Raw genomic sequence first — 15,334 nt, 5'->3', positions numbered from 1 at the left:
TTATTCGCTTACCGGTTGATGGAGTTTTCGCGAAAAACGCAGCCGTAGACGGTCGAAGAACAGATAGACCACCGGCGTGGTGTACAGGGTCAACAGCTGACTCATCACCAGACCGCCGACGATGGTAATCCCCAGCGGCTGGCGCAGTTCGGAGCCATCACCACTGGAGATAACCAGCGGCAGCGCGCCGAACAGCGCTGCCAGGGTGGTCATCATTATCGGGCGAAAACGCAACAGGCAAGCCTGGAAGATGGCTTCTTCCGGCGGCAGGTTGCCGTTACGCTGCGCCTCAAGGGCAAAATCGACCATCATGATGGCGTTTTTCTTCACGATGCCAATTAATAGCATAATCCCGATTAGCGCGATTAGGCTGAACGGGGCATCGAAAAGCTCCAGCGCCAGCAGCGCGCCGACGCCAGCGGAAGGAATGGTCGAAAGGATAGTCAGCGGATGAACGTAGCTCTCGTAGAGGATCCCCAGCACGATATAGACCGTGGCGATTGCCGCCAGAATCAGAATCACCTGCGAGTTCATGGTCTCCTGGAATACCTGCGCGGTCCCGGCGAACGAGCCGCGCACGCTTGACGGCACGCCAAGCTGGGTCATTGCCCGGTTAATCGCATCGCTGGCTTCCGACAGCGACTTGCCGGTCGGCAGGTTAAAGGAGATGGTCGACGCCGCCGACAGCCCTTGATGGTTCACTGACAGCGGGGCGTTGGCCGGTTGCCATTTGGCGAAATAAGAGAGCGGGATCGGCTTATCTTCGCTGTTGATTACAAACATTTTATCCAGCGCGCTGACGTCCTGGGTGTAAACCGGGTCAACCTGCATCACCACTTTATACTGATTCAAGGGCTGATAAATGGTTGAGATCTGCCGTTGACCGAAGGCGTTGTTGAGCAGGTTGTTGGCGTCCTGCACGCTGATCCCCAGACGCGACATGGTATCGCGATCGTAGATCAGATCCATCTCCGCACCGTTATCCTGCTGATCCGAGTTAACGTCCGCCAGTTCCGGCAGCGCCGCCAGCGCTTTGCGGATTTTTGGCTCCCACTCGCGCAGCGCCGCAAGATCGTCCGACAGCAGGGTGTACTGGTAGCTGGCATTAGCCTGACGTCCGCCTACGCGAATATCCTGTACCGCCATCAGGAACAGGTTGGCCCCCGGCTCTTTCGCCAGTTTTTTACGCAGCCGGTCAATAATTTGCTGCGCCGTTTCGTGGCGTTCATCGCGCGATTTCAGGGTGATAAACATCATCCCGCTGTTGACCCGTGAGCCGCCGGTAAAGCCAGTGACGTTATCCACCGCCGGGTCTTCACGGATGATCTTCATAAAGTCCTGCAGCTTACCGCGCATTGCCTGGAACGAAATGCTCTGGTCGGCCTGAATGCCGCCCATCAGTACCCCGGTGTCCTGCTCCGGGAAGAAGGTTTTCGGAATCGAGATATAGAGCCAGATGCTGAGCGCGATGGTGCCGAGCAGTACCAGGCCGGTTAAGCGGCTGTGCTTCAGTACCCATTTCAGCGACTTGCCGTATCCGCCCTGAATCGCCACCAGCAGACGACCAAAACCACGCTTGCGCGTTGGCTCGTTGGGTTTGCCGCTTTTCAGCAGCCAGCCGCACATCATCGGCGTCAGGGTCAGCGACACCGCTAGCGAAATACCGATCGCCACCGACAGGGTGACGGCAAATTCGCGCAGTAACCTCCCCGGGAGGCCGCCCATCAGCAGCAGCGGCAGGAAGACGGCGACCAGCGACACGCTCATCGACAGCACGGTGAAACCGACCTCCCGACTCCCTTGAAGTGCTGCCTGTAGCGGCTTCATACCCGCTTCGAGATGGCGGGAGATGTTCTCCAGCACCACGATGGCGTCATCGACGACAAATCCTGTGGCGATGGTTAGCGCCATCAGTGACAGGTTATTCAGGCTGAAGCCGCACAGGTACATCGCCGCAAAGGTGCCAATCAACGAGACCGGAACCGCCACCGCCGGGATCAGCGTTGCTCGTCCCGAGCGCAGGAACAGGAACACCACGAGGATCACCAGACCAACCGAAATCACCAGCGTTTGCTCGACTTCTTCCAGCGAGGCGCGGATGGTTGGCGACCGGTCCTGGGCGATTTGCAGGTCGATAGATGCCGGGATCGTGCGCTGCAGATCCGGCAGGCGGGCGCGAATGCTGTCCACAGTTTCAATGATATTGGCTTCCGGCAGCTTGCGGATCATCAGCAAAATTGCCGGTTTAGCGTTGGTCATCCCGGCGTTGCGCACATCCTGTACCGAGTCGGTGACGTTGGCGACATCACCTAACCGCACCGCCGCGCCGTTATTGTAGTGCACGATTAATGGTTGATATTCGGCGGCGGTTTTTAGCTCGTCGTTGGTTTCCACCTGCCAGCGGTGGGAGGCGTCTTCCAGCGCTCCCTGCGGTTTACGCACGTTGGCGTCGCTGATGGCGGTGCGTACCGCATCCAGCGACACGCCCTGGTTAAACAGCGCCTGCGGGTTGAGATCAACGCGCACGGCGGGCAGGGAGCTGCCGCCGACGTCAACGTCGCCGACGCCGTCAATCTGCGCAATAGTCTGCGCCAGCTGGGTGGAGGCGAAATCGTACAGCTCACCCTGGGAGTAGGTATCTGAGGTGAGGGTGAGGATCATGATCGGCGCGTCGGACGGGTTGGCCTTGCGATAGGTCGGGCGGCTCGGCATGCCGCTCGGCAGCAGGCTTTGCGCGGCGTTAATCGCCGCCTGTACGTCGCGCGCGGCGCCGTTGATATCGCGATCGAAGTTGAACTCCATAATGATTCGCGTGCTGCCAAGCGAACTGGAGGAGGTCATCTCGTTTACCCCTGCAATCCGCCCCAGGGAGCGCTCCAGCGGCGTCGCCACCGAAGAGGCCATGGTTTCCGGCGAGGCGCCGGGCAGCGAGGCGCTGATCATAATGACCGGAAAATCCACCTGCGGCAGCGGCGCGACCGGCAGCAGGCGGAAACCGAGTACGCCGCACAGGGTGATGGCGAGCGAAATCAGAATCGTCGCCACCGGGCGATAAATGAAGAGGGCGAAAAACTTCACTTACGCCTCCTCCTCACGCCGTGGGAACCGGCTCTTCATATACAGCGACAGGCGGTCGAACAGCAGATAGATGACCGGAGTAGTGAACAGGGTCAGCACCTGGCTGAGCATCAGGCCGCCAACCATACCGATCCCCAGCGGACGACGTAGTTCCGCGCCAACGCCGGTGCTCAACATCAGCGGCAGCGCGCCGAACAGGGCCGCCAGCGTGGTCATCAGGATCGGACGAAAACGCAACAGACAGGCCTGATAAATCGCCTCGCGCGGCGGCATGCCTTGTTCGCGTTCGGCGGCCAGCGCGAAGTCGATCATCATGATGGCGTTTTTCTTAACGATACCGATAAGCAGAATGATGCCGATAATGGCGATAACATCCAGCTCGCTACCGGCCAGCCACAGCGCCAGCAGCGCGCCGACGCCGGCCGTTGGCAGCGTAGACAGGATGGTGATTGGATGAATAAAGCTCTCATACAGCACGCCGAGCACGATATACATTGCCACCACGGCGGCAACCACCAGCCAGACGGTGCTGCCGAGCGCCGACTGGAAGGCCAGAGAACTGCCCTGGAACTGGGTACGAATATCGCTCGGGAACTCCAGTGCCTGCTCGGCGCCAAGAATCGCCTCGACCGCATCGCCCAGCGAATAGTTGCCTGGGACGTTAAACGAGATCGTGGTGACCGGGAATTGATCGAGATGGTTAATCGACAGTGGGGCAAAGCGCTGCTCCACTTTGGCGATCGCCGTAAGCGGCACGATCCCGCCGTCGCTGCTGGTCAGGCGGATGTTATCCAGCGTTGCCAGCCCCGGCGTCGCCTGGGTATCATGCTCCAGCACCACGCGGTACTGGTTCGCCTGAGTATAAATAGTGGAAATCAGGCGCTGACCGAAGGCGTTGTACAGGGCGTTATCGATATCGGACATGCTGATGCCGAGACGGCTGGCGCTATCGCGATCAACGTTGATATACGCCGCCAGGCCTTTATCCTGCCAGTCGCTGCTGACGTCGGAGAGCTGCGGCAATGCCTGCAGGCGGGTCAGCAGCTGCGGTACCCAGTTGCTCAGCGCATCAAGCGAGTTGGCCTGAAGCGTGAACTGGTACTGGGTGCGGCTGACGGTAGTGTCAATCGTCAGGTCCTGGGTTGGCTGCAGATAAAGTTCGATACCGGGAATGCCGTCCACCGCGTTTTGCAGGCGGGCGATGACCGTTTGTACGCGATCGTCACGCTCGTCCAGCGGCTTGAGGTTGATTTGCAGGCGGGCGCTGTTCAGCGCCGGGTTGGTGCCGTCAACCCCAACGTATGACGTCAGGCTTTCCACCGCCGGATCTTTAAGAATGACCGCGGAAACCTGCTGCTGGCGCTCGGCCATGCTGGCAAACGATACCGACTGCGGGGCCTGTAGCGTGCCCTGGATAATACCGTTGTCCTGCGTTGGGAAGAAGCCTTTTGGAATAAACACCCATAGCATAATCGACAGCGCCAGCGTGCTAAGGGCCACGCTCAGCGTCAGCCACGGATGGTTCAGTACCCGGCTCAGCCAGCGGCCATAGACGGCGATCACCCGCTCAAAGAAGCGTTCGCTGGCGCGGGAGAAGCGGTTTTGCTTGCGCAGCGACTCGTGGCTTAACATGCGTGCGCACATCATCGGCGTCAGAGTCAGCGACACCACTGCCGAGATAAGGATCGCCACCGCCAGGGTGACGGCGAACTCGCGGAACAGGCGGCCCACGATATCGCCCATAAACAGCAGCGGGATCAGCACCGCGATCAGCGAGAAGGTCAGGGAGATAATGGTAAAGCCGATCTCACCCGCGCCTTTCAGGGCAGCGGTCAGCGGTTTTTCGCCTTTCTCGATATAGCGCGAGATGTTTTCGATAACCACGATGGCGTCATCGACCACAAACCCGGTGGCGATGGTCAGGGCCATCAGCGTCAGGTTGTTAATCGAGAAGTCGAGGAACACCATTACCGCGAAGGTGCCGACCAGCGACAGCGGCACGGCGATGCCGGGAATAATGGTTGCCGGGACGTTGCGCAGAAACACGTAAATAATCATCACCACCAGGGCGATCGCCAGCATCAGCTCAAACTGAGTGTCGCTGACCGAGGCGCGAATATTGGTGGTGCGGTCAGAAAGCACCTGCACTTTGACCGATTTAGGCAGGCTTTCGGTTAGCTGTGGCAGCATCTCGCGAATGCTGTCAGCGGTGGAAATGATGTTGGCCCCCGGCTGGCGCTGAACGTTCATCACGATCGCCCGCTGGTTATTGGCCCATGCCCCGAGCCAGCTGTTTTCCGCCCCCTGTTCAACTGTTGCGACATCGCCGAGGCGAATCGCCGCACCGTTCTGATAGGCGATTATCAGGCGGCGGTAATCTTCCGCCGATTGCATCTGATCGTTAGCTGAAAGCGTAACCGCACGGGACGGACCGTCGAGGCTACCTTTTGCCGAGTTAACGTTGGCGCTGGTAATCGCAGTGCGGACCGTTTCGCTGGTCAACCCGAGGGCGGCAATAGCCTGGGCATTCAGCTTCACGCGCACCGCCGGGCGTTGACCGCCCGCCAGGGTCACCAGCCCGACGCCGGAAACCTGGGAGATTTTCTGCGCCACGCGAGTTTCCACCATATCTTCGACCTGAGTCATCGGAATGGCGGAAGAGGTGACCGCGAGGGTCATAATCGGCGGGTCAGCGGGGTTCACTTTGCTGTAGACCGGCGGGTTAGGCAGATCTGACGGCAGTAGGTTAGTGGCGGCGTTGATGGCCGCCTGTACTTCCTGTTCGGCAACGTCCAGCGGCAGCGTGAGCTGGAACTGGAGCGTGACCACCGATGCGCCGCCTGAACTCTGGGACGACATCTGCTTAAGCCCGGACATCTGGCCAAACTGGCGCTCCAGCGGGGCGGTAATCGACGAGGTCACGACGTCCGGGCTGGCGCCGGGATAGAGCGTCACCACCTGAATCGTCGGATAATCCACTTCCGGCAGCGCCGAAACGGGCAGAAAACGATAGCCGATAATCCCGGCCAGCATAATGGCCACCATTAACAGCGTCGTCGCTACCGGGCGCATGATAAACAGACGGGAAGGGCCACCCGTACTGCTCGGCGGTAACACTTGCATCAGGAGCGCGCTCCTTTTTTACCGTATTCACGGCTGGTGGCTTTTGCCGGTTCGGCTGCGGTGGTGGCGTCGTGAGCCTCAACCACTTCGACCTTCGCGCCTTCCGTCAGGCGGTCGATGCCGTCGGTCACCACACGATCCCCGGCGGAAAGCCCGGCGTTAATCACCACTTTCAGGCTGTCCTGAATCCCAGGCGTCACCGTGTGCTTGCTGACTTTGTTTTCATCGTTCAGCACCCAGACGAAATGACCCTCGTTGCCCATTTGCAGTGCTGCGGTCGGAATAACCACCGCGTTTTGCTCGGTATCCACCAGCATCCGGGCGTTGACGAACTGATTCGGGAACAGGGCGTCGTCCTGATTATTAAAGCGTGCTTTAAGCTTGATGGTGCCGGTGGTGGCATCAATCTGGTTATCGAGGCTCAGCAGAGAACCTTCGCTGATCTTCTGTTTGTTGGTACGGTCCCAGGCTTCGACGACCAGGTTTTTGCCCGCCTTTTGCGCCTGAACCACCGTGGCGATTTGGTTTTCCGGCAGCGTAAAGACCAGGTCGATAGGGTGAGTTTGCGTCAGCACCACAATCCCGGTGGTGTCGCCGCTAGAGATCTGGTTGCCGATATCAACCTGCTTTAAGCCGACCCGACCATCAATCGGCGCGGTGATGCGGCTCCAGTTCAGCTGTAATTGGGCGCTGGCGACGGCGGCTTCATCAGCTTTAATCGTGCCCTGAGATTCGCTGACCAGCGATTGTTGAGTATCCAGCTCCTGGCGTGAAACCAGGTTGGTTTTGACCAATTGCTGGTAGCGCGCCAAATCGCGACGAGCGTTGGCCAGGGTGGCCTGATCTTTTGCCAGCTGGCCCTGAGCCTGGGCGAGGGCGACTTTAAACTGGCTGGGGTCGATTTCGGCGAGCAGGTCGCCCGCCTTTACCTGTTGGCCTTCCGTGAAGTGGATAGCCAAAAGCTGACCGTCAACGCGGCTGCGCACGGTGACGGTGTTCGCCGCCGTTACCGTACCAAGGCCGGAGAGATAGCGAGGGACCGATTCACTGGTGGCCGTTGCCGCCTGCACCGGCGCAAGGGCTGCGCCAAAACGACCGTGGCGTGGCCCACCTGGCCCTGGACCCTGCTGGCCCGGGCCTGCTGCCGTTACAGAGGTGCTGTTTGCCGCTTCGCGACCCTGCCAAAACCAGTACGCTGCACCCGCGACGATCGCGACTACCAGCACGGCTACCCAACGGCTTTTCTTGCTACCTTTCATTAATTTGCTATCTCATCCTGAAACGTTTCACGGAATGATACTAGTTTAGTCAGTGAACGCTGCTTAAAAATGGAGGAATTATGAAAAGACTGTTGAGATATGTCTGGATAAAACGCTTTTTGCTGAGAGGCTTACGGTGAATATTTACGCGTAATTTACGCTTATCGATTTTTACCCACCGATCTTGCGAACGCCGATATTTATTTATCGGTATCCGTTGTTTCTTGATACCAACAGCGGATTGCGTCGAATCTGAACTGATATACAGCGTGAATAAGCAGCCGCTGGATGCGATTCAACCTGATTGGCGGTCGTATCTGTTTGATAATCAAATTCACTCATTATTTTGCCTTTATCAAAGCGACCAATACCAGAGGGTTCTTTATGCATTTTACCCAAGCCATCGCTCGTCTACCGGCCGCTACCTGCGGTGCGGGCCAAACTACCGCACAGCTAGGCGCACCGGATGTTGCCAGCACCACTCGCCAGTTTCTCGCTTATGTCGAAACTTTGCTTAAGCTCGGTCTCAAAGTGACCGTGCTGCCTGCGGCGGCAGATTATCCGGATGCGCACTTTGTTGAAGATACCGCCGTGGTGATGCCGGAACTGGCGGTGATTACCCATCCGGGCGCACCGAGCCGCCAGGGCGAAGTTGACACCATCGCGCCGGTGCTGGCGGGTTTTCGTCCGCTGGTGCAGATGAGCGAGCGTGGGCATATGGACGGCGGCGATGTGCTGCTGGTGGACAAGCAGTTTTTTATCGGCCTGACGGCGCGTACCGATGAGCAGGGCATTCGCGAGTTTGCCGCCGCCGTTGAGCCACACGGCTATCAGGTGACGGCGATTGAAGTGAGCGCCGGTCTGCATCTGAAATCAATTGTTAACTACGTTGGCCGCAATACGCTGCTGCTGACGGAAGGCTACGTTAACCACCCGGCGTTTAACGGTTTTAACAGCATTGTTATCCCTGAAGAAGAGTCCTACGCTGGTAATACGCTGTGGATTAACGATACCTTAATTACGCCGCAGGGTTACCCCCATACCCTGGGCGAAATCAGCAAGCTGGGAATGCCCATTGTGCAGCTCGACACCAGCGAATTTAAGAAAATGGATGGCGGGCTGACCTGCCTCTCACTGCGTTTTTAATTACCGCGCCGACACCGGGGAAACCGAAATGAAAACACGCATCGCCGCATTACTGGCCTGTATGGCGCTCAGCGCGCCGCTGGCCGCCCAGCAGTTTGACACCATCAGTTTTGGCGTCGATGGCGGCTATCCGCCTTTCGATGTCTTGGCACCCAGCGGTGAAATTACCGGTTTTGATATTGATATCGCCAATGCGCTCTGTACGCAGCTAAAAGCGAAATGCGTTTTCGTTAAGCAGCCGTTCGAAAGCATGATCGCCGCGCTGAATGCGCATAAATTCGATGCCATTATCGCCTCGCTGAACATTACCGATGAGCGCAAGAAGGAAGTGGATTTTACCGACCGCTACTATCGCAGCGCGGCGCAGCTGGTGGCACGTAAAGGCAGTCCGCTGCTGCCGGATGTTGCGACGCTGAAAGGCAAGACCGTTGGCGTCCAGACAGGCTCCACTCATGAGGCTTTTGCTAAGGCCAACTGGGCTAATCACGGCGTGAAAATCGTCGGTTACGCAAACCAGGATAACGTCTATCTCGACCTGCTTTCCGGTCGTATCGACGCCGCTTTGCAGGATAATATTCAGGCGGCGACTGGTTTTATCGATACCCCACGCGGGCAGAAGTTTGCCTTTGCCGGTCCGGTTATCCAGGACGGCGGCATCTCCTCTGACGTTGGGATCGCAGTCAATAAAGACAATCCGGCGCTGCGTGACGCGCTAAACGGCGCGATTAAAGCGATTCGTGCCGACGGCACCTACGACACCATTCAGAAAAAATATTTCAGCTTTGATATCTACGGCAAATAAGCTGGAGGGGGAGGGCGCAGTCGATGATTTGCGCCCCGTTAGGGTACAAGCGGAAGGCTGAACATGGTCGCAGATTATTTACCGTTACTGTTACGCGGCGCGGCGCTCTCGCTGTGCGTGATGCTGGCTTCGCTGCTGGTGGCCCTGCTGCTGGGACTGGTCAATTCACTGATTAAGCTGTTTGGCCCGCCGTGGCTGCGCCTGTTTTCCACCGCCTACACCACGTTAGTGCGCGGTATCCCGGAGCTGGTGATTATGCTGCTGCTGTTTTTCGGCGGCGAAATGCTGGTGAATCTGCTGTTGGGGCTGGTTGGGCTGGGTCCCGTTCGCTTCAACACTTTTATTTCCGGCGTACTGGCGATTGGTTTTGTTTTCGGGGCCTACTACACCGAGACCTTTCGCGGCGCGTTTCTTACCGTTGATAGCGGGCAAACAGAGGCGGCGCAGGCTTATGGGATGCGCCCGTGGACGGTGTTCCGTCGGGTGATGCTACCGCAGATGCTGAGCTTTGCGATTCCGGGCATTAACAATAACTGGCTGGGGCTGATGAAAGCGTCGGCGCTGGTCTCGATCCTCGGCCTGGAGGATATGGTATGGCTGGCTGAACAGGCCGGGCGCGCCACACAAAAGCCCTTCTTGTTTTATTTCCTGGTCTCGCTGATTTATATGGTCATCACCGCGCTCTCCAGCTGGCTGTTTAGTCGCCTGGCAAAACGTTACGCGCTGCGCTCTTCAACGGCGGGAGCGACGCTATGAATGTACAAACCTTTATTGACGCGCTTCCCAGCTATTTGTGGAGCGACGGCAACGGAGCAGCGAGCGGGCTGGCGGTGACGGCAGAGCTGTTTTTACTCTCGATCATCCCGGGCATGGTGCTGGCGGTACTGATGGCGGTGGGGCAGGTTTACGGCCCTCGGGCGCTGGCGCTGCCCATTCGCGCATTTACTTATTTTTTCCGCAGTACGCCGCTTTATCTGCAACTGATGCTGATTTACTACGGCTTGTCGCAGTTCGACATCGTGCAGACGGGTTGGATGAACGACCAGCCGTTCTGGCTGCTGTTTCGCGATGCCACCTTTTGCGCGGCGCTTGCGCTGGTGCTGAACACTTCTGCTTACGTCGCGGAATTGTTGGCGGGGATGATGGTGACTTTTCCGCGTCAGGAGTGGGTTGCCGGGGAAGCCTATGGAATGGGCAAATGGCAGATTATCCGCCGTCTGGTTCTGCCCGCGACTCTCAGACGGGGAATTCCGGCGCTGAACAACGAAATGGTCTTTTTACTGCACGCCACATCGTTGGCCAGTACCGTCACATTGCTGGATGTCACCGGCGTGGCGCGCGCCTTCTACGCCATGACCTATTCGCCGTTCATTCCGTTTCTGATGGCCGCCGCGCTGTATCTGCTCTGCACTTTTTTGCTGATTTTTGCCTTTTCACGTGCCGAGAGGCGCTGGCTGGCATTTATTCGTCGCGGCTAATCAGGATCGCTTAATGGATTGCAGTTCGGTCAGGGTGACGATTTTATCAACATGAAATTTTTTACTGGTCAGCCAGCTATCCGCCAGTTGGCAGTAGTGGGCCATGCTGCGACAACCGATGCGCACCAGAAAATCAAAGCTGCCGCTGACCAGCCAGCAGTCCAGTACTTCAGGCGTCTGGCGCATCTCCTGTTCAAATACCGGCTGCGAGCGACCGTGATCGGCCAGCGCGATTTGCGCCTGCACCACAAAAGCGTGTTCCGGCTCGGGCAGTTCAATGATCGCGCTGTAGCCGCGAATAATGCCGTCGCGCTCAAGGCCGCGCACGCGTTCCAGGCAGGGACGCGCGGTGAGGTTTACCTGCTCCGAGAGCTTTTGATAAGAAATGCGGCCATCCCGGCGCAGGATTTCAAGGATCTTATGATCAATACGGTCAAGCCGGGCTTTCTTTTCCACAACCAGGACGTCCAATGAACATTAAACACCATACGTTACCTGAACATGCGCTCAGTGGGCAGAGGCAATTAAGCCATTTTAACTTTGGCGAGCCCGGAGCCGGGGAAAAAGTCTATCTGCAGGCGGGGCTGCACGCCGATGAAATCCCGGGCATGTTGGTTTTGCACTATCTTAAAAGATTGCTGAGTCAGGCGGAGCGACGCGGTGAGCTGCGCGGTGAAATCATTCTCGTGCCGGTGGCGAACCCGCCGGGGCTGGCTCAGGTGCTGCTCAATAGTGGTATTGGCCGTTTTGATCTGGCTAGCGGGCGCAATTTTAATCGTGACTTCCCCGACCTGGCCTTACTGGCGCGACCGCATATCGATGCGGAATTGCCTGTTTCCCGTATGCATTACTTGCAACGAGTGCGCGGCGCAATGCAGGTCGCATTAGCGGCACTTCCCAGCGAGAGTGAAGTTCAGGCCCTGCGTCATCATCTATTGAGTCTGGCCTGCGATGCCGATCTGGTCCTGGATCTGCACTGTGACGACCAGGCCATGTTGCATTTGTACGCCGACCCGGACTGGCAGGAGGAAGCAGGCGTTATGGCGGCGTTTCTCGGCATTGGCGCGGTGCTGCTGTCGCAGGAGAGCGGCGGCAACTCGTTTGATGAAGCCTGTGGTTTACCATGGCGACGTCTGGCCGTGCAGTATCCACAGTGGCAGCAATACCGTCCTGGCTGTATGGCGGTGACCGTCGAGCTGCGCGGGCAGCAGGATGTGAATCACGCCACCGCGTGTGAGGACGCCGAACGAATTTACCGCTATCTGCAATATCGCGGCGTGCTGGCGGGCGATAAGCCTGAGGTGCCGCAGCAGGAAACGGTAATGTTGCCGTTTGCCGCCGGAGAGATTGTCACTGCCCCGGCAACCGGAATTTTAGTTCAGCTAAAACAGCCTGGTGAGTGGGTCAGCCGCGACGATGTTGTTGCGGAAATCATCGATCCGCTTACTGATATGGTCAAAGCGGTACGGCCGAAAGCGGGCGGCCTGATCTATGCCAGCCGTCGTGCGCCGTTTGTGACTCTCGGGGCGGAAGTGATGAAAATCGCCGGAGAGCAGCCGTTTAGCGGCGGTGGCGGGCTGGCGATGTAAGAACCGGACGGTTTGCTGAGGCTCTCTGCGGCTTGATGCACATCAACGCGCACATTAACTTTTACTATAAAAACTAAAAAACAGTTGTAACTTCTCCTGCTTTTATTAAATTTGTATGGTGAATGTTTAATGCTCTCCAATAAATAAAATACATGAGCATTAAGATCAACATGTTAAATAAATCAGGGGTTAATTTTTGTGGCAAGTGCAAACAAACTCACGCTATTCATCATCATTTTCATGCTGTTGGGGATCCTCTCCGGCGCGGCGATACACGCATATGCCGCGCAAACGACCATTACCGCATGGTCTGAAAACATTACGCTGCTGACCGATGTGTTTCTGCGCCTCATTAAGATGGTGATTGCGCCATTGGTCTTCAGTACCTTGACGGTCGGCATCATGCGCCTTGGCGAGACGGCCACAATCGGGCGGGTTGGCGGCAAAGCGATGCTGTGGTTTATCACTTCGTCAATCCTGTCCATCCTGGTCGGGCTGGTGATTGTAAGCATTGAGCATCCGGGTACCGGCTTAAATCTGACGATCCCTAAAGAGTCCGTTGAGACGGGGCTGGCGGTGAGCGGCATGAGCTTAAAAGGCTTCTTGACCCACACCATACCGACCAGCATTACCGAGGCGATGGCCAACAATGAAATCCTGCAAATCGTAGTGTTTTCTATGTTCTTTGGCATTGGCGGCGCGTCGCTGGGGGAAAAATTCAATGCGCCTTTGGTCGCGGCATTGAATGTGGTTTCCCACATTATGCTGAAGGTGACCGGGTATGTAATGTATGTCGCGCCGCTGGCAATTTTCGCCGCGATCTCCTCGGTTATTGCCTCGCAAGGGTTGGGCATCCTGCTTAACTATGCTTCTTTTATTGGCGGTTACTATGTCGCTATTTTACTGACCAGCGCGGTGCTGCTGGCGGTAGGCTACGTGGTACTGAAAAAAGAGGTTTTCCGCCTGCTGAACATGCTCAAAGACCCGGTGCTGGTAGCGTTCACGACCAGTAGCTCCGAAGCTGCCTATCCAAAGACCCTGGAACGGCTGGTTAAATTCGGTTGCTCGCGCAATATCGTGTCGTTTGTTCTGCCGATCGGTTACTCCTTTAACCTGGTTGGATCGATGGTGTACTGCTCTTTTGCCGCCATGTTTATCGCCCAGGCTTACAATATTCAGCTGAGCTTTAGCGAAATCACCGTCATGATGTTGACCCTGATGCTGGCGTCAAAAGGGATTGCCGGGGTACCCCGTTCCGCGCTGGTGGTGCTGGCTGCGACTATCCCAAGCTTCAATATTCCCGTTGCCGGTATTCTGCTGCTGATGGGTATTGACCATTTCCTTGATATGGGGCGTTCGGCGATTAACGTACTGGGTAACGGTATCGCCACGGCGATGCTGTCGAAAAATGAAGGTTTATTACGGGAAGAAGAGCCTGAGTCTGAGGTTGAACCTCAGCAGGTCGAAGCCTGATGGCCATCCGCCCTCTCTGATGGGGGCGTTTTGCTGCATGAGATGAAAAAGAGGCCCCTAACAGGCACGCAAGGGGCAATGTGACGAAGTGACATATTCCTCGATAGAGACATTTTTCTTATTGTATAAAAATACACAGCTGTATCTTTATACCAAGGAATCGAACAATACTACCTGCTGCTTATGGTGTCAGAGTAGACCTTTTTTACCGGGTGATATTTTTTCGGAATATCTTCCTGTACAAGCCGTCAAATTCCTAATTTTCAATGCTCTAATGTTATCAATGATTGGCATATGAGACAGGTTACCACCGCTCTCTTAACAAATTAATAAACTGGAAAAAGTCATAATTGTTATTAAGACTATATTTTTCCATGATTTTACTTTTGTGCCAGGTGGTGGTTTTGATACTGACCTTGTTGAGGGCCGAAATCTTACTGATGTCAAAGCCATGAATAATGCCATTGGCGACGGCGATCTGCGATCGTGATAGCATTTTATGCGGGCAGTTAGCGCAGATTAGCGTTGAATCTGTAACCTGCGCCAGCGTCAGGCGTTCACACCTTTTTAGTTCCAGGGCAATAATTTCAAACATTTTATCAATGTTGACCGATTTTATTGAGACAAAGATAACGCCTTTCAGGCAGTTAACGATTAACTCTTTTTCCGGGAGCTTGTCATAACTATGTAATATGATCACTGAGCTGTTTTTCTTGCGATTCTTTATGCTGGTATTGCACAGATAGATCTCTCCAGGGAGAACTTCAGCAATAATGATATCCTTATCTAAAAAGTCATTATGCTTATAAGAAAAACTGGCAGCGAGATTATCGTTGTTGCCGGTCAGTTCATTGACCATTGAAACCAAAGATTCTCTGAGAAACGTATTTTTAGTATTTATTGCGATGTTTATTCTTTTCATGGCGTTATTTTCCTGATAAATCAACATAACGCCATGTTGTGATCAATCCTCCGGGCGTATGCGGTGATTGTTGCTGTGCAGATTTTTTATTATTGCTGTGGCTTTAATTATCTTCTGCGCGAAGAGTTTTTCGTTGAAAACGGAAACTTCTGTTTTCTCCTGTCTCTGATATAAGAAACAAGACTATAGACGGAAACGCAAAGGCAAAATATACACAGCAATAAGGCTAACCATGTTTGCATGGCCATGATTGATATCCTTTAACTTAATTTTAGGTGTTAAAACAGTACATCGTACGCACGAGAATATTTTTATACTCTTCTTCAAAATCGTACTGGCGATCGTGGGAGCAAAGCGTGTGGCAAACGGCCGGAATTCAGAGGTTGCTGAATTTATCGACAGTCCATTATCTTAATGACGCTTTGACGTGGTTCGCTCACGACACCATGTCAATGTAGGAAAAT

12 protein-coding genes are annotated in these 15,334 nt (G+C 55.6%); 6 read left to right on the top strand and 6 right to left on the bottom strand.

Going from position 1 to position 15,334, the window contains the following annotated elements:
* From mdtC to HV127_RS26400, 3 genes are read right to left on the bottom strand one after another with little or no spacing between them, the layout of a single operon-like run.
* Complete coding sequence (gene mdtC / locus HV127_RS26410; protein WP_182239864.1) at window positions 1-3,078, bottom strand: multidrug efflux RND transporter permease subunit MdtC; 3,078 nt, start codon at window positions 3,076-3,078, stop codon at window positions 1-3.
* On the bottom strand, window positions 3,079-6,201 hold the full coding sequence (locus HV127_RS26405; protein WP_182239862.1) for an MdtB/MuxB family multidrug efflux RND transporter permease subunit: 3,123 nt from the start codon (window positions 6,199-6,201) through the stop codon (window positions 3,079-3,081).
* A complete protein-coding gene (locus HV127_RS26400; RefSeq protein ID WP_181485655.1) occupies window positions 6,201-7,460 on the bottom strand; it encodes an MdtA/MuxA family multidrug efflux RND transporter periplasmic adaptor subunit in 1,260 nt (419 codons plus the stop codon). Before HV127_RS26400 ends, HV127_RS26405 begins: the two co-directional genes overlap by 1 nt.
* 384 nt (window positions 7,461-7,844) lie before the next feature.
* Between HV127_RS26400 and HV127_RS26395 the strand changes: the two genes are divergently transcribed.
* The 4 genes from HV127_RS26395 (at window position 7,845) to HV127_RS26380 (ending at window position 10,886) form a co-directional block, all read left to right on the top strand.
* Window positions 7,845-8,606, top strand: a complete 762-nt coding sequence (locus HV127_RS26395) for an arginine deiminase family protein (RefSeq protein WP_181485656.1) — start codon at window positions 7,845-7,847, stop codon at window positions 8,604-8,606.
* A gap of 28 nt (window positions 8,607-8,634) precedes the next feature.
* A complete protein-coding gene (locus HV127_RS26390) occupies window positions 8,635-9,408 on the top strand; it encodes an ABC transporter substrate-binding protein (RefSeq protein ID WP_182207325.1) in 774 nt (257 codons plus the stop codon).
* A 63-nt stretch (window positions 9,409-9,471) separates the two neighbouring features.
* Entirely contained in the window at window positions 9,472-10,164 is a 693-nt protein-coding gene (locus HV127_RS26385) for an ABC transporter permease subunit (RefSeq protein WP_182207324.1), read from the top strand.
* Window positions 10,161-10,886 carry an ABC transporter permease subunit gene (locus HV127_RS26380; RefSeq protein WP_182207323.1) on the top strand — a complete coding sequence of 242 codons (726 nt, stop codon included), beginning with the start codon at window positions 10,161-10,163 and terminating at the stop codon, window positions 10,884-10,886. Before HV127_RS26385 ends, HV127_RS26380 begins: the two co-directional genes overlap by 4 nt.
* Here HV127_RS26380 and HV127_RS26375 read toward each other — a convergent pair whose 3' ends face one another.
* Window positions 10,887-11,342: an Lrp/AsnC family transcriptional regulator gene (locus HV127_RS26375; RefSeq protein WP_182207648.1), complete on the bottom strand. Its 456-nt coding sequence runs from the start codon at window positions 11,340-11,342 to the stop codon at window positions 10,887-10,889.
* Window positions 11,343-11,356: 14 nt separating this feature from the next.
* On the opposite strand from HV127_RS26375, the gene HV127_RS26370 reads away from it, so the two are divergent.
* The gene (locus HV127_RS26370; protein ID WP_182239860.1) at window positions 11,357-12,475 is read left to right on the top strand and encodes a succinylglutamate desuccinylase/aspartoacylase family protein; all 1,119 of its coding nucleotides are present in this window, start codon (window positions 11,357-11,359) and stop codon (window positions 12,473-12,475) included.
* Between the two features lie 198 nt (window positions 12,476-12,673).
* Complete coding sequence (locus HV127_RS26365) at window positions 12,674-13,948, top strand: dicarboxylate/amino acid:cation symporter (RefSeq protein ID WP_182207321.1); 1,275 nt, start codon at window positions 12,674-12,676, stop codon at window positions 13,946-13,948.
* A 304-nt stretch (window positions 13,949-14,252) separates the two neighbouring features.
* Here HV127_RS26365 and HV127_RS26360 read toward each other — a convergent pair whose 3' ends face one another.
* Complete coding sequence (locus HV127_RS26360) at window positions 14,253-14,870, bottom strand: transcriptional regulator (RefSeq protein ID WP_182239858.1); 618 nt, start codon at window positions 14,868-14,870, stop codon at window positions 14,253-14,255.
* Window positions 14,871-14,977: 107 nt separating this feature from the next.
* Window positions 14,978-15,118 (bottom strand): small membrane protein, encoded by a 141-nt coding sequence (locus tag HV127_RS26355; protein WP_142462796.1) that lies wholly within the window; start codon window positions 15,116-15,118, stop codon window positions 14,978-14,980.
* Window positions 15,119-15,334: the final 216 nt, after the last annotated feature.

The organism is Klebsiella sp. RHBSTW-00215, assembly GCF_014103785.1.
Taxonomy (GTDB): domain Bacteria; phylum Pseudomonadota; class Gammaproteobacteria; order Enterobacterales; family Enterobacteriaceae; genus Klebsiella.
This window is presented reverse-complemented; position numbering and strand designations above follow the sequence as displayed.